This window comes from Azomonas macrocytogenes, assembly GCF_014191985.1.
Classification (GTDB): Bacteria; Pseudomonadota; Gammaproteobacteria; order Pseudomonadales; family Pseudomonadaceae; genus Azomonas; species Azomonas macrocytogenes.
Genome location: NZ_JACHXI010000001.1, coordinates 462,645 through 487,080 on the forward strand (window position 1 = coordinate 462,645; position 24,436 = coordinate 487,080).

Consider the following 24,436-nt stretch of genomic DNA (forward strand, 5'->3'; position numbering starts at 1 on the left):
GGCTGGTCAAGCGTGTCCGTCGAAGCTAGGCTGACGCGCTTGCCAAGGCAAGGAGCCTGCCCGATGTTACCCAGATCACTGCTGATCGTCCTGACTTTCGTCTTGAGTTCCAGCGTCCGGGCCGAAGCCCCCGCAACGGCAACGCCACCTGCCCGGGTCGAACCTGCACCGCTGTTCCAGCGCAGCGATCTGGAGGCACTGGAGCTTTCAAAAAACCTGCCGAGACAGACTCGGCAATTGACTGGTGCAGAGGAGAAATTCCTAGCGTTCTGGCAACCAGCCAGCACCGATACACCAAAAGGTGCAGTGATCATTCTGCCCGGCGCAGGTGAAACAGCCGACTGGCCGGATATCATCGGCCCCTTGCGCCGCGGCCTTCCCGACCATGGCTGGAGCACCATGGCAGTGACGCTGCCCGACCCGCAGCCAGCAGCCCTGCCTGCCATCTATTCGCCCCAATTGCCGGACATCGCCCTGCCGCAACCAGAACCACCGCCACCTGCTAGCGAACCGGCAACGCCGACAGAAGAACCGCCAGCCGAACAGCCTGAACCGGCGCACGAAGAAAACACCGAGGAAGAAAAAGTTGCCGAAACCACGCCAGCGCCCGAACCGCAGCCGCCAATGGCAGAAGCAACGACGCCCAAGGAACCACCGACCTACCCGGAACGCATCGACGCCCGCATCGAAGCGGCCCTGGCCTTCGCCCGCACCCAGCATCTGGGCGCATTGATTCTGCTTGGTCACGGCACAGGAGGCTATTGGGCCGTTCGGCACCTGGCTCAAGGCAAGTCCGAAGAAATCCGCCATCTGGTAATGATCGACCCCAGCGAACCAAGCGATCAGGAACTAGAACTGGAAGATCTGATCGGCGACCTGAAAACCATCACCGGCGACTTTTATTATCGGGAGGGGAACGCAGCTCAACATGCCGCTCTGCGACGCGCTGCCAGCCGCCGCGCCAAACAGACAACCTATACCCAAATTGTCATATCGGCATCGACTGGCGACCCGACCAATACCCAGGAGCAATTGGTGCGCAGGGTTCGCGGCTGGCTGGATCGGCAGATAACCGAAACGAAGCCAGCTCGCACCCACTGATTGCCTAGCGAAATCCTCGCCGCTGCCGAACGAGCAGATAGGCCTCATGTAGCTCACCGGTTCGCTCGGTGGCTTCACGAATTCGAGCAGGGCTGGCGCCCAATCCCGCCAGCTTGTCCGGATGATGCTGGCTCAGCAGGCGCCGATAGGCCTGTTTGATTGCCTGCGGCTCGCTGTCGGTATTTACACCCAGCAGCCGTAATGCATCCTGATACGCGCTTGGACGACCAGAGGAAAAACCTTGCCGCCGCCCGACATCCAGAGCAACGACCGCCTCCGGCGCCCAACCAAGCCACTTGCCCCACAACAGAATCCGTTCGCGTTCACGCGTATCGCTCTGTTCAACGGCACGCGCCATACGCCAGCAGGCTTGCAGCAGGGTTTTGGCTTCCTGTGGGTTGCTCTGCAAACGCTCCAGCGATTCGCGCAGGCTGTCTTTGCCGGATTTACCACGATTGAAGGCCTTGATCGCCAACAATTGTTGAGTTTTACCCAGTTGGCGCCGCTGCATCTCGGCTCGGGCAGTCCGTATGTGCGCTTCATGGACCCGCCCACCAACCTTGGCCAGGCAGCCCAGCAGGACAAACAACAATTCGTCGCCCTGCAGCTCCGGCTGGCGGTACGAAAATCGGTGCCAAGCCGACCAGGAGTCCAATTGCATGCGACGGTCGACGACCTGTCCCAGCAGAGCTCCCAGCAGAGCACCCGGAATACCGGCCAGCAGCCAACCAGTCAATGCTCCGAGTAGTGTGACCGGCCAGAACATTCAGGCGCGCTCCTGCACTAATCGCTCGACCTCGGCCAGCCGCTCCAGCGTACCGACATCTACCCAGCGCCCGGCATGCCGCTCTCCAGTCACTTGCCCGTTGGTCATGGCTTGACGCAGCAAAGGCGCCAGCTTGAAGGAGCCGGCCTGGCAGCCCTCGAAAAGGCGAGGATGTAGCACTGCCAGACCACTGTAGGTCAGGCGTGGCTTACCCGTATCACTCACCGTATCGCCCTGCAGGTGGAAATCGCCCTCGGGATGATGCGCAGGGTTATCGACCAGCACCAGGTGCGCCATTCCTGGCAAGGGACGCCGCAGACGGGAAAAATCGTAATCGGTCCAAACATCGCCATTCACGATCAGGAAAGGATCGTTACCCAGCAAGGGCAGTGCTCGCTGGATGCCACCGCCGGTCTCCAATGGCTCGCCTTCGGGCGAGTAACCAATCCGCACGCCCAGTCGTTCGCCGGTACCAAGATAGGCTTCGATCTGCTGGCCGAGCCAGGCGTGATTGATGACCAGTTCGAGAAAACCGGCGGCTCGCAAAGCGTGGATGTGATATTCGATCAAGGGTACGCCAGCGGCACGAATCAGCGGTTTGGGCGTGTGCAGGGTCAAGGGACGCATCCGCTCACCCTTGCCGGCTGCCAGGATCATGGCCTTCATGAACGAACCTCTTGCGGCAGACTATCAAGCAGCGCAGCCAATCCGGCCAGCTCCGGGCGTCTGGCCAGGACCGTGCGAAGATAAGCAAAAAAGCGTGGAACATCGCCCAGATAGCGCGGTTTACCATCGCGATGGCAGATTCGTGCAAAAATGCCGATGACTTTCAAGTGGCGCTGCACGCCCATCAGGTCGCTGGCCCGACGGAACTCATCGAAATCAGCCGGAACGGGGATACCGATTTCCTGCGCCTTCTGCCAGTAATTGCGCTGCCAACCGAGCACTCGCTCCTCCGGCCAGCTGAGAAAAGCATCCTTGAATAGTGAAGTAATGTCGTAGGTAATCGGTCCGCGTACTGCATCCTGAAAATCCAGGACACCCGGATTCGGCGTGCTCAGCATCAGATTGCGGGGCATATAGTCCCGATGCACGAAAACCTGTGGTTGGGCCAGGGCCGAATCGATCAACAACCGGCAACTGTCATCCCACCAGGCCTGCTGCTGCTTGTCGAACGTAATGTCGAGATGACGCTGCACGTACCAGGCTGGAAAAAGCTGGAGCTCGCGATCCAGCAGGGCTTCGTCATAGGCAGGCATGGATGGGTCCAGCGCCAGTTGCTGGAAAGTCAGCAGCGCATCGATGGCGGCAGCGAACAGTTGATCGGCATTGTGCTCGTCGATCACATCGAGATATGTCTGCCGCCCAAGATCGTCAAGCAACAAAAAGCCTCGCTCCAGATCCGCGGCCAGAATTTCGGGCACATGCACGCCAATCCGCCCCAGCAACTCGGCAATTCTGACGAAAGGACGACAATTTTCCTGGGGCGGTGGAGCATCCATCAAGATCAGGCTGTGCCCAGCGGCCGCCCAGCGAAAATACCGCCGGAAACTGGCATCGCTACTGGCCGGTTGCAGCTCGACCGGCGGCGGGTTACCCCAACCGCGCGCGGCGCAAAGCGCGGGCAGTTGCTGGCTCAGCCAGGTATTCAGGTCTTGCAGACGTTGGTCTTCATACGACATCAAGGGTTCTCCACGGCGCTGGCCGATAGACAGGTCATGCTTTATTATCCGGATATTTTGCAGCCTATCGAGATGGCAAGAGGCTCATTGCCGAGCCGATGGCTCGCAGGCAGCCAGGACCCCGAAAACCAGTTATGGCAGTCAAGCACCCCTTGTTCCGCAAAAAATTCCCGCTATTGGTCACTGGCAGCCTACTTGCCTTACAGCCGATGGCCACATCCTTGGTGCTGGCAGCGGCCGAAGAATATACCTGCAAGGCGGGTTCCGGTGGCGGCTGGGCCTGCACGACCGGTGCCCGCCCCAAGCAGATGGCGCCGCGCCCGAGCGACCCCACAGCTTCCGGCGGCGATGGCTTGTACGGCAGCGACATAACCCAGGTCAGCGACGCTGGCGGTAAGGCGCTGAAATCGCGCAGTGAAGACTACAGCCATCTCGACTGGGTACCTCGGGAAAAACTGACGGCCGCCCAGATGGCAGAGCTTTCACCCTACTGTACCGGCACCTATGTCGAGCCGGACCGCCCTGGCCGATTCGACAAGACCCCGAAAAGCGAAGCACCTATCTATGTGTCGGCCAAAGCCTCGCGCCATGAGCAGGACACCGAAGACTCGGTCCTGGCCGGGAACGTAGTGCTGCGTCAGGGCAGCATGCAGGTGGAAGCGGACGAAGCCAGGCTGCATCGCCTGGAAAACACGGGCGAACTCTCGGGTAATGTACGTCTGCGCGACAACGACACCCTGATGGTCGGCGACCGGGCCGAATTACAGCTCGATAATGGCGAGGCCCAAGTTGAAAACCTCGAATACGTTCTGCACAGCTCCCGCACTCGTGGTAATGCGCAATACGCCAAACGCGAGGAAACCTCGATCCTGCGTCTGAAAGACGGCACTTACACCAGTTGCGAACCCGGCAGCAACGAATGGTACATACAAGCCAACAACATCGTCATCGATCCGACCGAGGGCTACGGCCACGGCACCAACGTGACGGTACGCGTCCATGAGATTCCGGTGTTCTATACGCCCTATCTCAGCTTCCCTATCGATGATCGCCGCAAGTCAGGCTTTTTGATGCCAAGCTTTGGTTCGTCCAGCAATAGCGGGATGACTTTACTGACGCCTTACTACTTCAACCTGGCACCCAACTTCGATGCGACTCTCTTCCCGAGCTACATGGCCAAGCGCGGCCCGATGATGGAAGGGGAATTCCGCTACTTGACTCAAAGCAGCGAAGGACAGGTCGGCGGTGGCATCCTGAGCGACAAAGATGACAAGCGCGAGGATCAATCGCTCTACAAGAAGACCCGCTGGATGTACAGCTGGCAGCATCGTACCGGTCTGGACTCGCGCTGGATGGCTGAAGTCGACTACACGGATATCAGCGATCCCTATTATTTCCGGGACCTGCAGACCAACCTGCAGGTCAACTATGCCGACCAGTTGAACCAACGCGCCACGCTGACCTACCGGGGCGATTCGTTTACGGCCAGGGCGAACATGCATGCATTCGAGCGTGCAACCATTTCGGACATTACCCCTTATGATCGCTTGCCACAGCTGAGCCTGAATGGGACGCTCCCCTTCCAGCCCGGCGGACTCAGCCTCAGCTACGATACCGAATTCGTCAAATTCGAGCGCAATCTGCGCAGCGGCGACTTCATCAATGAAAACGGCAATTCGCAACAATGGTATGACGAGCAGTTGAGAGGGCTGGCCCGGGCAGACGGTGACCGCCTTCATCTTGAGCCGAGCATAAGCCTGCCGCTCAACTGGACATGGGGCTATCTCAAGCCAACGATCAAGTACGCCTACACCAGCTACGATATAGATCTGGATAAGCAGGGCAAAAACACTATCTGGGATTTCGAGAAGTACAAGAAAAGCCCCTCCCGTTCCCTGCCAATGGTCAGCATCGACAGCGGCTTGTATTTCGATCGGCAAACCCAGCTTTTCAGCGAAAATTATCGCCAGACACTGGAGCCACGCCTGTACTACCTCTATGTTCCCAAGGAAAATCAGGACGATATCCCGATCTTCGATACAGGCGAATACACCTTCAACTATTCGTCACTATGGCGCGACAATCGCTTTTCCGGTCATGATCGCATCGCTGACGCCAACCAGATATCCCTTGGCGTTACCAGCCGCTGGATCGATGACAATGGCCTGGAGAGGCAAACGTTCAGCATCGGCCAAACCTACTTTTTCAGAGATCGCAAAGTCGAACTGCCAGGTATCGACTACAAGAGGCGCGACCGGGATACGGCCACAGTATCGCCTGTCGCTGCGGAATACATGTATCGCCATAACAGCGACTGGCGTTTCACCTCTGACCTGAACTGGGACATCGAAAATAGTCAGATACTTTCCAGCAGTGCGATCTTCCATTACCAGCCGGTCGATAACATCAACAAAATCGTCAACTTGGGCTTCCGCTATCGGACCGAAACCATGCGCTTCAACCAGTCGACCGGTCGCTGGGAATATAATGATGATTTCGGTGAAAAATGGATAACCGATGCTTCCGGCAATAGAGCAAGGAATCCTAATTACATCAAGGATTACTACAAGATCGAGCAAACCGACTTCTCGACCATTTGGCCGCTCGCTCCACACTGGAATGTCATTGCCCGTTTGCAGTACGACCTCAACCGAGACCGGGTATTGGATGCGTATGGCGGTTTCGAATACGACAGCTGCTGCTGGAAGCTACGTGTAGTCAATCGCTACTGGATCAACTACAGAGACTACAGCCTCAACCCCGATTCGAACGACAAGGGAAATACCGGCATCTTCTTCCAGGTCACGCTCAAGGGACTGGGTAACGCCATTGGTGCCCAAACCGACAAGTTCCTCGACCAAACCATCGAAGGTTATCGCACACGTGAAGATCAAGCTCGCTGACCGCCTGAGCTCCTTGACCCTATGGGCCCTGCTGCTCGGCGCAATCATGGCCGCAACACCGGTCCTGGCCCAGGTCCAGCCACTGGATCACATCGTCGCGATCGTCGACAACGACGTGATCATGCGCAGCCAACTGGAGCAGCGTCTGCGGGAAGTCCACAACACCATCGCCCAGCGCAGCGCGGAAATGCCGCCGGAAGACGTGCTGCGCCAGCAGGTCATGGAACGCCTGATCATAGAAAGCCTGCAATTGCAGATTGCCGAGCGCTCCGGAATTCGCATTTCCGACGAAGAACTGAACGACGCCCTGGAAACCATTGCCCAGCGCAACAACATGAGCCTCGCGCAATTTCGTCAGGCATTGATCAAAGATGGCTTGGACCCCACCGAAGCCCGTGAACAAATCCGCCGCGAAATGATCATCAGCCGGGTCCGGCAACACCGGATAAACGAAAGAATCCAGGTTTCCGAGCAGGAAATCCGCAACTTCCTTGCCTCCGACCTCGGAAAAATTCAGCTGTCCGAAGAATATCACCTGGCCAATATCCTGATTCCGATCCCGGAAGCCGCCGACGCTGCTGCGATCCAGGCAGCCGAGCGAATGGCGCGGGATACCTATCAGCAATCGCTGCAAGGTGTCGATTTTGGACGCCTGGCCGTAGCCCGCTCCGCCAGCGAGAATGCCCTGGAAGGCGGCGACATGGGTTGGCGCAAGGCGGTCCAGCTACCCCCACCGTTCGATGATCTCGTAAGCGGAATGCCGGTTGGCGGTGTCACTGAACCGATCCGGACACCACCTGGCTATATCCTGCTCAAGCTGCTCGAGAAACGCGGCGGAGAAAACCAGGTACGCGACGAGGTACATGTACGCCATATCCTGATCAAGCCCAGCGAAGTCCGCAAGGAAGATGAAGCCCGTCAGATCATCGAACGCCTGCACGGCCGTATCGTTGCCGGTGAAAATTTTGCAGAATTGGCCAGTAATTTCTCGGAAGATCCAGGATCGGCACTCAATGGCGGGGATTTGAACTGGATCGATCCCGACATGCTGGTTCCAGAATTTCGCCGAATGATGCAGAGCACGCCAAGCGGCGAGCTTTCTCCGCCTTTCCGCACCCCGTATGGCTGGCACGTACTACAGGTACTTGGCCGCCGGGCGACCAACAGCACCGAAGACATCCGTCGGCAGCAGGCCATGAACCTGCTACGCAGCCGGAGGTTCGACGAGGAACTACAGACCTGGTTGCGCCAGATTCGTGATGAAGCCTACGTCGATATCAAGATATGAAAAGCTTCCAGCGCTTTGCACTAACCCCCGGAGAACCTGCCGGTATCGGCCCGGATCTCTGCCTGCTGCTGGCCCGTGCTGCACAACCACAGATACTGATAGCCATAGCCAGTTGCAGCTTGCTGGAGCAACGCGCAGCACAACTGGCCCTGCAGATAAAGCTTGTGCCAGTCACGCCGGCCGCCTGGCCCGTGCAGCCGGCGCAAGCGGGCACCTTGTACGTATGGGAAACACCACTCCCGGCAGCATCGGTCCAGGCCGGCATTCTCGACCCGTGCAATAGTTCCTACGTCCTGGAAACCCTTTCTCGTGCCGGCCAAGGCTGCCTCGCCGGTGACTTTGCAGGCATGATCACAGCGCCGGTACACAAGGGCGTGATCAATGAGGCAGGCATCCCTTTTTCCGGCCATACCGAATTTCTCGCCGAGCTCACCGGCACGGAACAGGTAGTGATGATGCTGGCGACTCGCAATCTGCGCGTCGCCCTGGTCACCACCCACCTGCCCCTGGCCAAGGTTGCCGAGGCAATCACGGATCAGCGGCTCGAAAAAGTCACGCGTATTCTGCATGCGGATCTAATAAACAAGTTCGGTATCGCTGAACCACGCATCCTGGTATGCGGCTTGAATCCACATGCCGGGGAAGGTGGACATCTAGGCCGAGAAGAAATCGACATCATTGAACCCTGCCTCCAGCGCCTGCGTAGCGAGGGAATGAATCTGATCGGCCCGCTTCCTGCCGATACTCTTTTCACCCCCAGGAATCTGGAACATTGTGATGCCGTCCTGGCGATGTACCACGACCAGGGATTACCGGTATTGAAATATCAAGGGTTTGGCGCTGCGGTCAACGTCACCCTGGGCCTGCCGATCATTCGCACATCCGTGGATCACGGCACGGCCTTGGAGCTTGCCGGAACAGGCAGGATAGACACAGGTAGCCTGCAGGTCGCTCTGGAAACAGCCTATCGAATGGCCGAAAGCCGCTTGTAGCAAACACCATCGGCCAGTTGACCAAACACTTCGACAAGACAGGTTTCACACCTGTTTCGATCCAGCCCCATGGCTTCTTGCCTTGGGCTTAGCTGCTAGAATCACGGGCTTTCGCTGTTCGCTTCCTGCTTACAGCCCATTGTCACTTGCAGCCAAGGCTGAAGCGTGGAGCTTTTCAATGGCAGAGACCTTTCAACATCGGGCCCGTAAGCGATTCGGCCAGAATTTCCTGCATGATGCCGGCGTTATCCACAGAATCCTGCGCGCCATCCATGCAGGCCGGGAAGATCATCTGATCGAAATCGGCCCAGGCCAGGGCGCATTGACCGAAGGACTACTGGAAAGCGGCGCAAGACTTGACGTCATCGAGCTGGACCAGGACTTGATTCCGCTTCTACTCACACGCTTCGGCTCGAACGAACGCTTCAACCTGCATCAAGGTGACGCACTGCGCTTCGATTTCGCCTCGACAACCGCTACTCTCAACAGCCTGCGCATTGTCGGAAACCTGCCTTACAACATATCGACGCCACTGATATTCCATCTGCTCGAACACGCGCACTGGATCAAGGACATGCATTTCATGCTACAGAAAGAGGTAGTGGAACGACTGGCGGCCGAGCCGGGCAATGGCGACTGGGGGCGCTTGTCGATCATGGTCCAATACCATTGCCAGGTCGACCATCTTTTCAACGTTGGTTCTGGAGCCTTCAAGCCGGCCCCCAAGGTCGAATCGGCAATCGTGCGCCTGGTACCGCATGCCATTCCGCCTTGCAAAGCACAGGATCCGCACCAGCTCCAACTGGTCGTGCGTGAGGCCTTCAACCAACGTCGCAAGACCTTGCGCAATACACTGAAGGGACTCATGGATGCCCAGTCCATCGAAGCAGCCGGTGTCGATGGCAGCCTGCGCCCTGAACAACTGGATCTGGCAGCATTCGTCAGACTGGCCGACCAACTGGCCGCACGTCACTGACGTCACGGCCATCAAAAGGAAGTTCCCATGACCGAAACTCGCTACCATATCGATGTCAATGTCAGTACGCGGTATTTGCCGGAACAATCCGAACCAGGGCAGAGCCGCTATGCTTTCGCCTATAAAATAACCATAGAAAACAAAGGAGAAGTATCCGCACAATTGCTTTCAAGGCATTGGATCATCACTGATGGCGATGGCAAAGTGCAGGAGGTACGAGGTGCTGGAGTAGTTGGAGAGCAACCGGTGATTCCCCCGGGGCAGCGTCACATCTACACCAGCGGGACGTTGCTGGCCACCCGGGTAGGCAGCATGCAGGGCAGCTATCAGATGCTGGCCGAGGATGGCCAGAATTTCGAAGCGGAGATCGCACCTTTTCGGCTTGCCGTACCCGGAGCCCTGCACTGACGCGGCAGGGATCGACTATGGAGAGATGAGTGCTTATGACGCTATACGCTGTTGGCGATCTGCAAGGCTGTCTGGATCCACTGAAAAATCTACTGGAACAAGTCGATTTCAATCCTTCCCGTGACACCCTCTGGCTGACTGGCGACCTGGTCAACCGAGGCTCGCAATCGCTGGAAACCTTACGTTTCGTGCATGATCTCGGGTCTTCGGCTGTCTGCGTGCTTGGCAACCATGACTTGCATCTGCTGGCAGTAGCCTTCGATATCGAGCGGATGAAAAAATCCGACACGCTCGAATCCATTCTCGCAGCCCCCGACCGCGAAGATCTGATCGATTGGCTGCGCCAGCAGGAGCTGATTCATCATGATTCCGCCCGTGATATCACCATGGTGCATGCCGGAATTCCTCCACAGTGGTCCATACCCAAGGCGCTTAAACGAGCAGCCGAAGTGGAGAGTGCCTTACGAGACGATGCAAGCCTGCTGCCTTACCTGAATGGCATGTATGGCAACCAACCAGTCAAGTGGAATAAAGCCCTGGTTGGTATCGAACGCCTGCGGATCATCACCAACTACTTTACCCGGATGCGCTTCTGCCAGGCCGACGGCACCCTGGACCTGGTTGCCAAGGAAGGCATCGATACTGCACCGGAAGGATTTACCCCCTGGTTTTCCCACCCCAATCGCAAGAGCCGGGGCCACCGACTGCTATTCGGCCACTGGGCAGCGCTTGAAGGGCACTGTGACGAACCCGATGTCTATGCGTTGGATACCGGGTGCGTCTGGGGTAATGCCCTGACTCTGATGAACCTCGACAACAACGAAACACTCCGCTGCGATTGCAAGGAGCTCGGTAAATGAACGACTTTAAGCGAATCGATCCAGACACCGCGCTTACCATGCTCGGAAAAGGTGCAGAAATCGTCGATATCCGTGATCCACAAAGTTTCATCAGTGGTCATATCCCTGGAGCCAGGCACCTGGACAATCACTTGCTGGCTGACTTCATTGCCAGTGCCGACCTCGAAACTCCTCTGATCGTCACTTGCTATCACGGAAATTCGAGCCAGAGCGCCGCAGCCTATCTGGCCAGCCGTGGTTTTTCGGAAGTCTACAGCCTAGACGGTGGCTTTGAATTGTGGCGCAGCCTATATCCGGAAAGGGTTGTTCGCGAACAGTGACTCAATAAAGGTCTTCGCTGCACCGATCACGCACCATAAATGATCACCAACCAGCATGCAGCGCTTTCCATATGGCCTAATAGCCTCTTTAACCTTCACATTCAGAAAAGCGAACTATCCTTTGCCCCAGGTTCTCAAAAAGAGAGAACCGGCTAAAGGCCTTTAGAAATCGGCCGATTCAAGGCAGCAACGCCAACGATTCCAATAACCGACTTGGCGTAGTGCTCAAGTCAAAGCCAAGCCATGGGAGCAGGCGGCATTCCATTTGCAGGGCCTTGTGCAGGCCTTGTGGGCCTTAGTGGTTTTCAGACCACCGAATTCACCCCCAGACGCCATCGCCCAGCGGCCTCCAGTCGGCCGCACCGCAAGCGCCTGAGGATCAGCCGGCTCCGAGCATCGACCTGAGGTGAAGTTCATGAGTATTTTCAGTCACTTCCAACAACGCTTCGAATCTACTCGCCAAGAAGAGTATTCGCTCCAGGAATATCTCGACCTGTGCAAACAGGATCCGAAAACCTATGCCTCTGCTGCCGAGCGCATGCTGATGGCTATTGGCGAACCAGAGCTTATCGATACTGCTAACGACCCACGCCTCTCGCGCATTTTTGCCAATAAGGTAATTCGCCGCTACCCGGCCTTTGCCGATTTCCATGGCATGGAAGACAGCATCGAGCAAATCGTTTCCTACTTTCGTCATGCCGCCCAGGGATTGGAGGAGAAGAAACAGATCCTTTATCTCCTGGGTCCGGTAGGTGGCGGTAAATCGTCGCTGGCGGAAAAACTCAAGCAACTGATAGAAAGAATCCCCTTCTACGCTATCAAGGGTTCGCCTGTATTCGAATCGCCGCTGGGCCTGTTCAATCCGACCGAAGATGCGCAGATCCTCGAAGAGGATTACGGTATTTCGCGGCGCTACCTGAGCTCAATCATGTCGCCTTGGGCCACCAAACGCCTGCAAGAATTCGGTGGTGACATCAGCAAGTTCCGCGTGGTCAAGCTCTACCCTTCGATCCTCAACCAGATCGCGGTGGCCAAGACCGAGCCAGGTGACGAGAACAACCAGGACATCTCGGCCCTGGTCGGCAAGGTGGATATCCGCAAGCTGGAAGAGTTTCCCCAGAATGACGCCGACGCCTACAGCTACTCGGGCGCACTGTGCCGGGCCAACCAGGGTTTGATGGAATTCGTCGAGATGTTCAAGGCACCGATCAAGGTGCTGCATCCACTGCTGACCGCGACCCAGGAAGGCAACTACAACAGCACCGAAGGCCTTGGTGCAATCCCGTTCAACGGTGTGCTGCTGGCGCACTCCAACGAATCGGAATGGCACACCTTCCGCAACAACAAGAACAACGAGGCCTTCATCGACCGGATCTATATCGTCAAGGTACCGTACTGCCTGCGGGTCAGCGACGAGGTGAAGATCTACGACAAGCTGCTCATCAGCAGTTCGCTTGCCCGGGCTCATTGCGCCCCGGATACCTTGAAAATGCTGGCGCAGTTCTCCGTGCTCTCTCGTCTCAAGGAACCGGAGAATTCCAACATCTATTCCAAGATGCGCGTCTACGACGGCGAAAACCTGAAGGATACCGACCCCAAAGCCAAGTCGATGCAGGAATATCGCGATTCGGCTGGTGTGGATGAAGGCATGAATGGTCTCTCGACCCGCTTCGCTTTCAAGATTCTTTCCAAGGTCTTCAACTTCGACCCGAACGAAGTAGCTGCCAACCCGGTTCATCTGCTTTATGTCCTGGAGCAGCAGATCGAACAGGAGCAGTTCCCGGCCGAAGTGCGCGAACGCTACCTGCGCTACATCAAGGAATATCTGGCGCCGCGTTACGTAGAGTTCATCGGTAAGGAAATCCAGACGGCCTATCTCGAATCCTATAGCGAGTACGGCCAGAATATTTTCGACCGCTATGTGCTGTACGCAGACTTCTGGATTCAGGACCAGGAATACCGTGATCCGGAAACCGGCGAGATCCTCAACCGTGCCTCTTTGAATGAGGAACTGGAGAAGATCGAGAAACCGGCCGGCATCAGCAACCCGAAAGATTTCCGTAACGAAATCGTCAACTTCGTGTTGCGTGCCCGTGCTCACAATAGCGGCAAGAATCCGAGCTGGCTCTCCTACGAGAAGCTGCGCGCAGTTATAGAGAAGAAAATGTTCTCCAATACCGAGGACCTGCTGCCGGTCATCAGCTTCAACGCCAAGGCCAGCAAGGAAGATCAGCAGAAGCATAATGATTTCGTTACCCGCATGGTCGAACGTGGCTACACGGAGAAACAGGTTCGCCTGCTGTCCGAGTGGTATCTGCGGGTCAGGAAATCGCAGTAAGCCTGCCGCAAGCGGCAACAAGCAGCAGTAAGCTACAGGCTTCAGGCGACAGGAAGAAGCAACGTCACAATCCTGCTTCTTTCTGCAGTCTGGGGCTTGCCGCCTGAAGCTCCCCTGGAGGGGCCTATGAGTTATGTGATCGACCGACGCCTGAATGGCAAGAACAAGAGCACGGTAAACCGCCAGCGTTTCCTGCGACGTTATCGTGGTCATATAAAGAAAGCGGTAGAAGAAGCTGTCGGCAGACGTTCCATTACCGATATGGAGCATGGTGAGCAAATCAGCATCCCCGGTCGCGATATCGACGAACCGGTACTACACCATGGCCGCGGTGGTCGCCAGACCATCATCCATCCCGGCAACAAGGAATTCACTGCCGGGGAAAGCATCCCCCGCCCCAATGGAGGTGGCAGCGGCCAGGGTTCAGGCCAGGCCAGCAACAGCGGCGAAGGAATGGACGAATTCGTCTTCCAGATCACACAGGAAGAATTCCTCGATTTCATGTTCGAGGATTTGGAACTGCCCAACCTGGTCAAGCGCCACCTGACCGGCACCGATACTTTCAAGACAGTGCGCGCGGGTATCAGCAGTGAGGGCAACCCTTCACGCATCAATATCGTCCGCACGTTGCGCTCGGCCCATGCCCGGCGTATTGCCCTGTCGGGCAGCAGCCGTATCCAGTTGCGAGAAATGAAGGACGAGCTCGAACGGCTGAAACGCGACGAGCCCGACAATCTCGATGAAATCGAGGCAGTAGAGCATGAAATCGAGAAACTGAGCGCACGCATTCATCGTGTGCCGTTCCTGGATACCTTCGACCTGAAATACAACCTGCTGGTGAAACATCCCAACCCCAGCTCGAAGGCCGTGATGTTCTGCCTGATGGATGTGTCCGGCTCGATGACGCAAGCCACCAAAGACATCGCCAAGCGCTTCTTCATCCTGCTCTATCTGTTCCTAAAGCGTAGCTATGACAAGATCGAAGTCGTCTTCATCCGCCACCACACCAGCGCCAAGGAAGTCGACGAAGAGGAGTTTTTCTATTCGCGTGAAACCGGCGGTACCATCGTTTCCAGTGCCTTGAAGATGATGCAGGAGATCATGGCGCAGCGGTATCCGGTCAATGAGTGGAACATCTACGCAGCCCAGGCTTCGGACGGTGATAACTGGAACGACGATTCACCCGTCTGTCGCGACATACTCATTAATCAGATCATGCCGTTCGTCCAATACTTTTCCTATGTGGAAATTACGCCCCGCGAGCACCAGGCCCTGTGGTACGAATATGAAAACGTACACGAAGCGTTCCCGGAATGCTTCGCCCAGCAACAGCTGGTTTCCGCTGCGGATATCTACCCGGTATTCCGCGACCTTTTCCAGCGTCGGCTTGCCAGTTGAGGAAGGGAGAATATGAAACGTCAACCCATCTCCACCGGTTCGGAATGGACGTTCGAGCTGATCCAGGAATACGATCGAGAAATCGGTCGTATCGCCGAACGTTACGGATTGGACACTTACCCCAACCAGATCGAAGTCATTACCGCCGAACAGATGATGGATGCCTACGCCTCGGTAGGTATGCCCATCGGCTACCACCACTGGTCCTACGGCAAGCATTTCCTTTCGACTGAAAAAGGCTACAAACGTGGCCAGATGGGTCTGGCCTACGAAATCGTGATCAACTCCGATCCCTGTATCGCCTATTTGATGGAAGAAAACACCGTCACCATGCAGGCGCTGGTTATCGCCCACGCCTGCTATGGACACAATAGCTTCTTCAAGGGCAACTACCTGTTCCGCACCTGGACCGATGCCAGCTCGATCATCGACTATCTGGTCTTTGCCAAGCAGTACATCAGCCAGTGCGAAGAACGCTACGGTATCGATGCAGTGGAGGATCTGCTCGATTCCTGCCACTCCTTGATGAATTACGGCGTGGATCGTTACAAGCGTCCTTATCCGATTTCAGCAGAAGAGGAACGGCGTCGGCAGAAAGATCGTGAAGAACACATGCAGCGGCAGATCAACGATCTGTGGCGCACAATTCCGCGCCCGAACGACAAGAACGAAGGCCCGGAGCAACGCAAGCGCTTTCCTGTCGAGCCACAGGAGAACATCCTGTACTTCCTCGAAAAACATGCCCCGCTGCTGGAACCTTGGCAGCGCGAAATAGTGCGCATCGTGCGCAAGATTGCCCAGTATTTCTACCCGCAGCGCCAGACGCAGGTCATGAACGAGGGCTGGGCAACATTCTGGCACTACACTCTGCTCAACGAGCTCTATGACGAAGGGCTGGTTACCGACGGCTTCATGCTGGAATTTCTGCAATCACACAGCAGCGTCATCTTGCAGCCTGGTTTCGACAGCCCCTGGTACAGCGGAATCAACCCCTACACACTGGGTTTTTCGATGTTCCAGGATATTCGCCGCATCTGCGAGAATCCGACCGAAGAAGACAAGCACTGGTTCCCTGACATTGCAGGCAGCGACTGGCTATCGACCATCAAGTTCGCCATGCGTGACTTCAAGGACGAAAGCTTCATCCTGCAATTTCTGTCACCCAAGGTCATACGCGATCTCAAGCTGTTCAGCATTCTCGACGACGATCGCCAGGAGAATCTCCTGGTTCCTGCGATTCACGACGAAGAAGGCTACCGGACCATTCGTGAGCTGCTGGCAGCCCAATACAATCTGGGTAACCGCGAGCCGAATATCCAGGTCTGGAACGTCAATCTGCGTGGCGACCGTTCACTGACCTTGCGTCATCAACAGCATGATCGCAAGCCGTTGGGCGACTCTACCAACGATGTGCTCAGGCACCTGCATCGGCTGTGGGGGTTCGATGTGCATCTGGAATCACGCCAGGACGACAACCTGATCACCGTGCATCATATGCCGGCCCGCGAGGAAAGCCGACGTACGGATCTGATCGTGACGGTTTAAGGCCCTTCACTGAAAAGCATCTATCTGGTGATTCGCTACCAGATAGATGCACGTTCAGGTTGTTTCTCTTATCCTCCGCGCCCAACGGAGGTCATATGCAAATCTACAAAGTTGGTGGTGCAGTTCGAGATCGCTTACTGGGACGCCCGGTAACCGAAACGGATTGGGTGGTAGTGGGTGCCAAGGTGGATGACATGCTGGCTCTGGGCTATCGCCCGGTTGGCGCTGACTTTCCGGTATTTCTCCACCCCAAGACCGGTGAGGAATACGCCCTCGCCCGCACCGAACGCAAAAGCGGGCGAGGCTATGGAGGATTTACCTTCCATACCGCCCCGGAAGTGACCCTGGAACAGGATCTTATCCGCAGGGATCTCACCATCAACGCCTTGGCCGAAGACGAACAAGGTACGGTTATCGATCCTTACGGGGGCCGGCAGGATCTCGATGCGCGTGTACTGCGCCACGTCTCTCCGGCTTTTAGCGAAGACCCACTGCGCGTGCTGCGTGTGGCTCGCTTTGCCGCTCGCTACGCAGGGCTAGGATTTCGCATCGCAAAAGAAACGCATCAACTGATGCGCCAATTGAGCGAATCGGGCGAACTCAAGGCCCTTACGCCCGAACGTATCTGGAAAGAAATATCTCGCGCCCTGATGGAGCCTTATCCGGATGTCTTCATTCAGGTACTGCATGACTGTGGAGCCCTCAAGGAATTACTTCCAGAACTGGATGCGTTGTTCGGTGTGCCGCAAACGGCCGAACACCATCCGGAAATAGATACCGGCCTGCACATCCTGCTGGTGCTGCAACAGTGCGCCCTGCATGAACAGCCATTGGCAGTACGTTGGTCCTGCCTACTGCATGACCTGGGCAAGGGAGCGACGCTCCCGGAAAACTGGCCGCGCCATATCTGTCACGAGAAAAATGGAATCGCGCTGATTCGAGCAGTCAATCAACGCTGCAAATCTCCGCGCGATTGCCAGGAGCTATCGCTACTGGTCGGCCAATACCACACTCATGCCCATCGTGCCCTGGAACTTCGTCCATCCACGCTGCTTGAGCTGTTGCAGCATTTCGATATCTATCGCCGACCGGAACGCTTCGAGCAGTATCTGGCCGCCTGCGAAATGGATGCCCGGGGTCGCCAGGACATGCAGGACCGGACATACCTTCAAGCAGCCTATCTGCGTGGTGCAGCGGACACCGCACGCGCTATTGCAGTACAGCCACTACTTGCAAAAGGTTATCAGGGGGCAGAATTGGGTGAGGCCTTGAAACAAGAACGCCTGCATGCCTTATCGAGCTACAAGACAGCTCACTCTGCCAATCAGGCATGATCTCAAAGGACTTTACACAGGCGTATCAGGGTCGATCAACGACTGTGGCGTCAACGCCATTCCCTGCCACTGGAAGGGCACCGGCCACAAACCTTGATCGAATCGGGCCGCTTGCCATAAATCGGCAAAATTCATCTTTGCCAATGGGTGCTCCAACTGCGGAACCAGCAAAGCAAGCGGCCATAGCACAAAGGCATTCTTGAGAATCTCCGGGCGCGGCAGCACCAGACCACCAAAGGAGCCCACTTGATCGCCATAAACCAATATATCGATATCCAGCGGCAGCCCCCTACGATCCGGCGCGTAACGGCCATTGTCCGCCTCGATGAGTTTCAGTCGCCGGTCCAGCTCCAGTACCGGCAGACTTGTCAGTCCAGCGACCACTAGATTATAGAAATTATCACCTTTGTAGCCGACCGCCAGGCTTTCGAAGACTGCAGAACAACGCATATCCGTAAAGATGCCGGCCAATTCATCCAATGCTGCGACCAGATGCTTTTCACGCTCGACATTGCTCCCAAGGCCAAGCAACACAGAAATCATCGACATCCGCGCTCGATCTCCACGCCCAGACTACGCACACAAGGGTGGACACCTGGCTTGTTCACACGCACCCGCAGCCAGGGAATGCCGAATTCGCGCATAAGCATGCTCGCCAAATCCTCGGCAAATGTCTCGACCAATATGTAATCGGCCTGCGCGGCAAACTGCTCGACGCTGGCAATGACCTTCGCATAGTCAAGTGCCTCGTCCAGGGCGTCCCCTGCGGCTGCAGGACGGATATCCCAGCCCATGACCAAATCCAGGTACAGGCACTGTCGGATATTGCGCTCCCATTCGTAGGCTCCAATCAGGGTTTCTACTTCCAGCCCCTCGATAAAAACCGTATCCACACTATTTTCCCGTATGCCGCTCAGAGTTGACCATTTAGTTAGTTACCCGTGGCTTTTGAAGGATTGAATGGTCTCGATATAATTGCTGCACTGCTAGCAATAGCTGACCAGGCAACACTTCAAGACAGCATGAGCCGCTGTAACCTTGATCGGCACGGTCTCAGGCCAGCTCCCCGGTAGCTATTCGCTTCAGATCGCCTCGAGGCGCTCCATCGGCCATCTGGCCTGCACTTCGATCGCTGGCCCATTGTGTTGACCGGCCAACAACCGTTGACAGCCAGCATAGGCAATCATTGCACCGTTATCCGTACAAAACCGGGAACGGGCATAGAAAACCTGTCCATTCATTTCAGCCAACATCAATGCCAGCGAATCGCGCAAAGCTTGGTTGGCGCTTACTCCACCAGCGATAACCAAACGTGTCAGGCCAGTCTGCTGCAAAGCCCGGCGGCACTTGATCGTCAGCGTATCGACCACTGCCTGCTGGAAGGCCAGCGCGATATCGCTGCAGGTCCGAGCGCCATCATCTCCGGCATTACGGCATCTGGTCCAGGTATTCAGTGCAGACGTCTTGAGGCCACTGAAGCTGAAATCCAGACCGGGGCGATCGGTCATCGGTCGTGGCAAGACGAAACGCCCCGGCGTGCCAGTCATGGCAAGACGAGCGATTTCCGGCCCACCTGGGTACCCTAGACCGAGTAACTTGGCAGTTTTGTCGAAGGCCTCGCCTGCCGCATCGTCGATGGACTCGCCAAGCAGCTCGTAACGACCGATTCCTTCGACCTTTACCAGTTGCGTATGCCCACCGGAAACCAGCAAGGCGACGAAAGGGAAAGTCGGTGGCGCCTCTTCCAGCATCGGCGCCAGAAGATGCCCTTCCATATGATGAACTGCCACAGCCGGGACATTCCAGGCCAAAGCCAATGCCTGAGCGCAGGATGCGCCAACGAGCAAGGCCCCGACCAAACCGGGTCCGGCCGTATAGGCCAGCGCATCAATCCCGGAAGCCTCACAGCAAGCTTCGTCCAGAACCTGACGAATCAGCGGCAACAGACGCTTCACATGATCACGCGACGCCAGCTCGGGAACCACGCCACCATAGACACTATGCAGGTCAACCTGACTGAACAAAGCATCGGCCAACAACCCCTGCTCACTATCGTACAGCGCAACACCGGTTTCGTCGCAGGACGTTTCCAACCCTAGCACTCGCATGGGCTCGTACCTTGAGAAGCCATCAAAAGAAGGCGCGCATATTAATCGCCTCGGTCATTGCTAGACCAGTGCTTTTCCCGCCGGAAACTTTGCATTCCACATGTCGACGGGGTACCATCCGCAACCCTTAAAAATCAGCGTGCTTGCGAGCCACCGACCGAAGTACGCTGCAAACCGGTAATCAAGTGAAGGTACGCCCTGGATGCCTGCTGTCAAAGTTAAAGAAAACGAACCTTTCGACGTAGCCCTGCGTCGCTTCAAGCGCTCCTGTGAAAAGGCCGGTATTCTGGCTGAAGTTCGTAGCCGCGAGTTCTATGAGAAACCCACCTCCGAACGCAAGCGCAAGGCGGCAGCAGCAGTCAAGCGCCATGCCAAGAAAGTGCAGCGCGAACAGCGCCGCAGCGTTCGCCTCTACTGATACGCCAGTAGCAAGCAGGCTTCCTGTTGAATGGAAGCCGAACGGAGACCCCGCATCGCACAAGCGAATGTTCGGGGTTTTCTTGCTCCCGGCCCACCTGATACTGACGAGCCATGGCCGGACTGATTTCCCAACCTTTCATCGATGATCTGCTGAATCGTACGGATATCGTCGATGTAATCGGCTCACGTATCACGCTCAAGAAAACTGGTAAGAATTACTCCGCACGCTGCCCCTTCCACAACGAAAAGACTCCCTCCTTTACTGTCAGCCCGGACAAACAATTCTATTACTGCTTCGGCTGCGGAGCCGGTGGCAACGCCCTTGGTTTTGTGATGGACCACGACCACCTGGATTTTCCCCAGGCTGTCGAGGAACTGGCCAGACAAGCAGGCGTCGAGGTTCTACGCGAAGAAACCGGCCTTCCCCCCAAGCCACGCCAGGCAACGGACTCCCCGCTATATGCCCTGATGGCCGCCGCATCCAACTATTACCGCCAGGCACTCAAAAGCCACTCATCCAGAGGCCCGGCCATCAATTACCTGAAAGGACGCGGACTGACTGGAATCATCGCCCGCGATTTCGGCCTCGGTCTCGCGCCCCCAGGCTGGGACAACCTGCTCAAGCACCTGGGTGGCGATGCCCTGCAACAAAAGGCAATGATCGATGCCGGTCTACTGATCGAAAATCCTGAGACTGGCAAGCGCTACGACCGTTTCCGCGACCGTATCATGTTTCCTATTCGCGATAGCCGCGGCCGGGTAATCGCCTTTGGTGGCCGAGTCCTAGGCGACGACAAGCCCAAGTATCTCAACTCGCCGGAAACACCGATCTTCCACAAAGGGCAGGAACTGTACGGACTGTTCGAAGCAAGGCAGCACAACCGCCACCTCGACGAAATCCTTGTTGTGGAAGGCTACATGGATGTCATAGCGCTTGCTCAGCAAAACCTGCGCAACGCTGTCGCGACACTGGGCACGGCAACCAGCACGGAACACCTCAAGCGGCTGTTCCGCATAACGCCCAGTATCCTGTTCTGCTTTGATGGCGACCAGGCTGGACGCAAGGCAGCCTGGCGCGCACTGGAAGCGGCCCTGCCCTGCCTTCTGGACGGTCGCCGCACCCGTTTTCTATTTCTACCCGAAGGCGAAGACCCGGATAGCCTGGTGCGTAGCGAAGGCCCGGATGCCTTTCGCGCTCGCATGCAACAGCAAGCCCAGCCTCTGGCCGACTACTTCTTCCAGAAACTTGGCGAAGAGGCTGCGCCCAATTCACTGGAAGGCAAGGCGCACCTGGCCGCACTCGCCGCCCCGCTTATCGATCAGATTCCAGGCGCCAACCTGCGCCGCTTGATGCTCCAGCGCCTGTCAGAACTTACTGGACTCAATGACGAAGCCCTGCAGGCGGCAAGCGCTACCCTTGTAACCGCTCCTGCGCAGCTTCCTTATTTTCGCGATGCCGCTACAGATAGCGACCCGGGCCAACAGGCACCAATTTCTCAAAAGCAGATAGGCCGACGACCTCAACGGCAGGACTATCAACCTCGCCTCTCATACCGACCAAGCACGGTCGAACCACCAATCCTGACAACTCTTCGTACCCTGCTACGCTATCCGGAGTTCGCGCAAAAAGTCGAAGACGCCAGTAACTTTGCCGCAGAAGAAGACACCTACTTTCAACTACTCGTAGCCCTGCTGGGAGCCTTGCAGAAAAGTCCGAACCTGCGCTCGCTGCAACTTATGGCGCGCTGGCACGGAACCGATCAAGGCCGCCTGCTACGGGCCCTGGCAGAAAAGGAATGGCTAATATCCGAGGATAACCTTGAACAACAATTTTTCGACACCATAAACAAACTTGCAGCCAGACAACATGAGCAACGACTCGAATCGCTTCTCTGCAAAGCCCGCGAAAGCGAGCTCAGCAAAGAAGAAAAAGAGCAGCTTTGTGAACTGCTGCAACACGGCACTTCACTGCCGACCCCGGCCTCAACTGGCACACACAAGCAAAATTGAGCTATAATTCTTCGCTTGTGTTCAGCCCGCCAGACCATCAGTGGATAGGGTTCTATGTCCGGAAAAGCGCAACAGCAATCCCGCCTCAAAGAGTTGATCCAGCGTGGCCGCGAGCAAGGCTACCTGACTTACGCCGAGGTTAACGACCACCTTCCGGAGGATATTTCCGATCCGGAACAGGTGGAAGACATCATCCGCATGATCAACGACATGGGCATCAATGTATTCGAGAGTGCCCCGGATGCCGATGCTCTGCTTCTAGCCGAAGCCGAAACCGACGAAGCCGCCGCAGAAGAAGCTGCGGCGGCACTGGCCGCAGTCGAAACGGATATCGGCCGCACCACTGACCCTGTGCGCATGTATATGCGTGAAATGGGTACAGTCGAGCTACTGACTCGCGAGGGCGAAATCGAAATCGCCAAGCGTATCGAAGAAGGCATTCGTGAAGTCATGGGCGCCATAGCCCATTTCCCTGGCAGCGTCGCCAGCATTCTTGCCGAATACGATCGCGTCGTGAGCGAAAGCGGCCGCCTGTCCGATATTTTCAGTGGCTATATCGACCCGGATGACGACGGCGCCTCCGCCGAGGAAGTCGAACCTGTCGCGCCACAGGCACCCACCAAGGCTGCCGCCACCGAAGGCAAGGACGACGACGAAGAAGAAAGCGCCGATGGAGATACCGAAGAAGAAGAAGGCGACGGTGGCCCCGACCCGGAAGTGGCTCGTCTGCGTTTCGGTGCAGTAGCCGAGCAACTGCAAAAAACCGAGAAAGCCCTGCAAAAACATGGCCGTAACAGCGCACAGAGCCTTGCTGAACAAGCTGCCCTGGCGGAATTGTTCATGCCGATCAAGCTCATTCCCCGGCAATACGATGCACTGGTCGAACATGTGCGCGGCACGCTCAACCAGGTTCGCACCCAGGAACGCAGCATCATGCAGCTTTGCGTGCGTGACGCCCGCATGCCTCGTGCAGACTTCCTGCGTCTGTTCCCCGGTCAGGAAACCGAGCTCGGCTGGGCCGAAAAACTTGCTGCCGGCAAGAGCAAGTATGCCGAGGCCCTTGCCAAGCATCGGGAAGCCATTCAGGCCTGCCAGCACAAGCTGCTCGAACTGCAAAAGGAAACGAATCTCTCCATCGGCGAGATCAAGGATATCAACCGCCGCATGTCCATCGGCGAAGCCAAGGCCCGCCGAGCCAAAAAGGAAATGGTCGAAGCCAACCTGCGTCTGGTGATATCCATTGCCAAGAAATACACCAACCGCGGGCTGCAATTCCTCGACCTGATTCAGGAAGGCAACATCGGCCTGATGAAAGCGGTAGACAAATTCGAATACCGCCGCGGCTACAAGTTCTCGACCTATGCAACCTGGTGGATTCGCCAGGCGATCACCCGTTCGATTGCCGACCAGGCCCGCACCATCCGGATCCCGGTGCACATGATCGAGACTATCAACAAGCTCAATCGCATTTCCCGGCAGATGCTGCAGGAAATGGGCCGCGAACCAACGCCGGAAGAGCTTGGCGAACGCATGGAAATGCCCGAGGACAAGATCCGCAAGGTACTCAAGATCGCCAAAGAACCCATTTCCATGGAAACACCGATCGGGGATGACGAGGATTCGCACCTGGGCGACTTCATTGAAGACGCCACCATGCAATCCCCGATCGACGTAGCTACAGTCGAAAGCCTCAAGGAAGCCACACGCGAAGTTCTCGCAGGCCTGACCGCACGTGAAGCCAAGGTACTGCGGATGCGTTTTGGTATCGACATGAATACCGACCATACCCTCGAAGAAGTCGGCAAGCAGTTCGATGTCACGCGCGAGCGTATCCGCCAGATCGAGGCCAAGGCACTGCGCAAGCTTCGTCACCCTACTCGTAGCGAACACCTGCGTTCGTTCCTCGACGAGTGATCGAAGGCCTCCAGCGACTGGCTGGAGGCCTTTCTCTTCTTTATTCCCGATTTGGACCAAGCCGTTACTGACC

Annotated in this window: 21 protein-coding genes; 15 read left to right on the forward strand and 6 right to left on the reverse strand. The window is 56.6% G+C overall.

All coding sequences use genetic code 11. From position 1 onward, the window contains the following. The first annotated feature begins 63 nt into the window (after positions 1–63). Positions 64–1,101, forward strand: a complete 1,038-nt coding sequence (locus tag FHR87_RS02200) for a DUF3530 family protein (RefSeq protein ID WP_183165038.1) — start codon at positions 64–66, stop codon at positions 1,099–1,101. A gap of 4 nt (positions 1,102–1,105) precedes the next feature. Here FHR87_RS02200 and FHR87_RS02205 read toward each other — a convergent pair whose 3' ends face one another. From FHR87_RS02205 to FHR87_RS02215, 3 genes are read right to left on the reverse strand one after another with little or no spacing between them, the layout of a single operon-like run. After that, the gene (locus FHR87_RS02205) at positions 1,106–1,867 is read right to left on the reverse strand and encodes a DnaJ domain-containing protein (RefSeq protein WP_183165039.1); all 762 of its coding nucleotides are present in this window, start codon (positions 1,865–1,867) and stop codon (positions 1,106–1,108) included. Beyond that, entirely contained in the window at positions 1,868–2,533 is a 666-nt protein-coding gene (gene murU, locus FHR87_RS02210) for an N-acetylmuramate alpha-1-phosphate uridylyltransferase MurU (protein WP_183165040.1), read from the reverse strand. Further along, positions 2,530–3,549: an aminoglycoside phosphotransferase family protein gene (locus FHR87_RS02215; RefSeq protein WP_183165041.1), complete on the reverse strand. Its 1,020-nt coding sequence runs from the start codon at positions 3,547–3,549 to the stop codon at positions 2,530–2,532. The genes murU and FHR87_RS02215 overlap by 4 nt, the downstream gene beginning before the upstream one ends. A 134-nt stretch (positions 3,550–3,683) precedes the next feature. Between FHR87_RS02215 and FHR87_RS02220 the strand changes: the two genes are divergently transcribed. The 11 genes from FHR87_RS02220 (at position 3,684) to FHR87_RS02270 (ending at position 17,911) form a co-directional block, all read left to right on the forward strand. After that, entirely contained in the window at positions 3,684–6,452 is a 2,769-nt protein-coding gene (locus FHR87_RS02220) for an LPS-assembly protein LptD (RefSeq protein WP_183165042.1), read from the forward strand. Next, a complete protein-coding gene (locus FHR87_RS02225; protein ID WP_183165043.1) occupies positions 6,433–7,740 on the forward strand; it encodes a peptidylprolyl isomerase in 1,308 nt (435 codons plus the stop codon). The genes FHR87_RS02220 and FHR87_RS02225 overlap by 20 nt, the downstream gene beginning before the upstream one ends. Further along, positions 7,737–8,732 carry a 4-hydroxythreonine-4-phosphate dehydrogenase PdxA gene (pdxA, locus tag FHR87_RS02230; protein ID WP_183165044.1) on the forward strand — a complete coding sequence of 332 codons (996 nt, stop codon included), beginning with the start codon at positions 7,737–7,739 and terminating at the stop codon, positions 8,730–8,732. The genes FHR87_RS02225 and pdxA overlap by 4 nt, the downstream gene beginning before the upstream one ends. A gap of 178 nt (positions 8,733–8,910) precedes the next feature. Beyond that, positions 8,911–9,708, forward strand: a complete 798-nt coding sequence (rsmA, locus tag FHR87_RS02235) for a 16S rRNA (adenine(1518)-N(6)/adenine(1519)-N(6))-dimethyltransferase RsmA (protein ID WP_183165045.1) — start codon at positions 8,911–8,913, stop codon at positions 9,706–9,708. Between the two features lie 27 nt (positions 9,709–9,735). Beyond that, positions 9,736–10,116, forward strand: coding sequence for a Co2+/Mg2+ efflux protein ApaG (gene apaG, locus FHR87_RS02240; protein ID WP_183165046.1), 381 nt, complete (start codon positions 9,736–9,738; stop codon positions 10,114–10,116). A 35-nt stretch (positions 10,117–10,151) separates the two neighbouring features. Further along, positions 10,152–10,976: a symmetrical bis(5'-nucleosyl)-tetraphosphatase gene (locus FHR87_RS02245; RefSeq protein WP_183165047.1), complete on the forward strand. Its 825-nt coding sequence runs from the start codon at positions 10,152–10,154 to the stop codon at positions 10,974–10,976. Further along, a complete protein-coding gene (gene glpE / locus FHR87_RS02250) occupies positions 10,973–11,296 on the forward strand; it encodes a thiosulfate sulfurtransferase GlpE (RefSeq protein WP_183165048.1) in 324 nt (107 codons plus the stop codon). Before FHR87_RS02245 ends, glpE begins: the two co-directional genes overlap by 4 nt. Positions 11,297–11,711: 415 nt before the next feature. Further along, entirely contained in the window at positions 11,712–13,634 is a 1,923-nt protein-coding gene (locus FHR87_RS02255) for a PrkA family serine protein kinase (protein ID WP_183165049.1), read from the forward strand. 126 nt (positions 13,635–13,760) lie between these two features. Next, positions 13,761–15,032: a YeaH/YhbH family protein gene (locus FHR87_RS02260; RefSeq protein WP_183165050.1), complete on the forward strand. Its 1,272-nt coding sequence runs from the start codon at positions 13,761–13,763 to the stop codon at positions 15,030–15,032. 12 nt (positions 15,033–15,044) lie between these two features. Next, positions 15,045–16,577 carry a SpoVR family protein gene (locus FHR87_RS02265; RefSeq protein WP_183165051.1) on the forward strand — a complete coding sequence of 511 codons (1,533 nt, stop codon included), beginning with the start codon at positions 15,045–15,047 and terminating at the stop codon, positions 16,575–16,577. 95 nt (positions 16,578–16,672) lie between these two features. Continuing rightward, positions 16,673–17,911 carry a multifunctional CCA addition/repair protein gene (locus FHR87_RS02270; RefSeq protein WP_183165052.1) on the forward strand — a complete coding sequence of 413 codons (1,239 nt, stop codon included), beginning with the start codon at positions 16,673–16,675 and terminating at the stop codon, positions 17,909–17,911. A 12-nt stretch (positions 17,912–17,923) separates the two neighbouring features. Here FHR87_RS02270 and folK read toward each other — a convergent pair whose 3' ends face one another. The 3 genes from folK to tsaD form a co-directional block, all read right to left on the reverse strand. After that, complete coding sequence (folK, locus tag FHR87_RS02275; RefSeq protein ID WP_183165053.1) at positions 17,924–18,460, reverse strand: 2-amino-4-hydroxy-6-hydroxymethyldihydropteridine diphosphokinase; 537 nt, start codon at positions 18,458–18,460, stop codon at positions 17,924–17,926. Next, positions 18,451–18,804 (reverse strand): dihydroneopterin aldolase, encoded by a 354-nt coding sequence (gene folB, locus FHR87_RS02280; RefSeq protein WP_183165054.1) that lies wholly within the window; start codon positions 18,802–18,804, stop codon positions 18,451–18,453. The genes folK and folB overlap by 10 nt, the downstream gene beginning before the upstream one ends. A 189-nt stretch (positions 18,805–18,993) precedes the next feature. After that, positions 18,994–20,019 carry a tRNA (adenosine(37)-N6)-threonylcarbamoyltransferase complex transferase subunit TsaD gene (gene tsaD, locus FHR87_RS02285; RefSeq protein WP_183165055.1) on the reverse strand — a complete coding sequence of 342 codons (1,026 nt, stop codon included), beginning with the start codon at positions 20,017–20,019 and terminating at the stop codon, positions 18,994–18,996. Between the two features lie 202 nt (positions 20,020–20,221). Between tsaD and rpsU the strand changes: the two genes are divergently transcribed. The 3 genes from rpsU (at position 20,222) to rpoD (ending at position 24,363) form a co-directional block, all read left to right on the forward strand. Next, complete coding sequence (rpsU, locus tag FHR87_RS02290; RefSeq protein WP_144572094.1) at positions 20,222–20,437, forward strand: 30S ribosomal protein S21; 216 nt, start codon at positions 20,222–20,224, stop codon at positions 20,435–20,437. Between the two features lie 113 nt (positions 20,438–20,550). Beyond that, positions 20,551–22,449, forward strand: coding sequence for a DNA primase (dnaG, locus tag FHR87_RS02295; RefSeq protein ID WP_183165056.1), 1,899 nt, complete (start codon positions 20,551–20,553; stop codon positions 22,447–22,449). A 54-nt stretch (positions 22,450–22,503) separates the two neighbouring features. Continuing rightward, on the forward strand, positions 22,504–24,363 hold the full coding sequence (gene rpoD / locus FHR87_RS02300; protein ID WP_183165057.1) for an RNA polymerase sigma factor RpoD: 1,860 nt from the start codon (positions 22,504–22,506) through the stop codon (positions 24,361–24,363). Positions 24,364–24,436 lie beyond the last annotated feature (73 nt).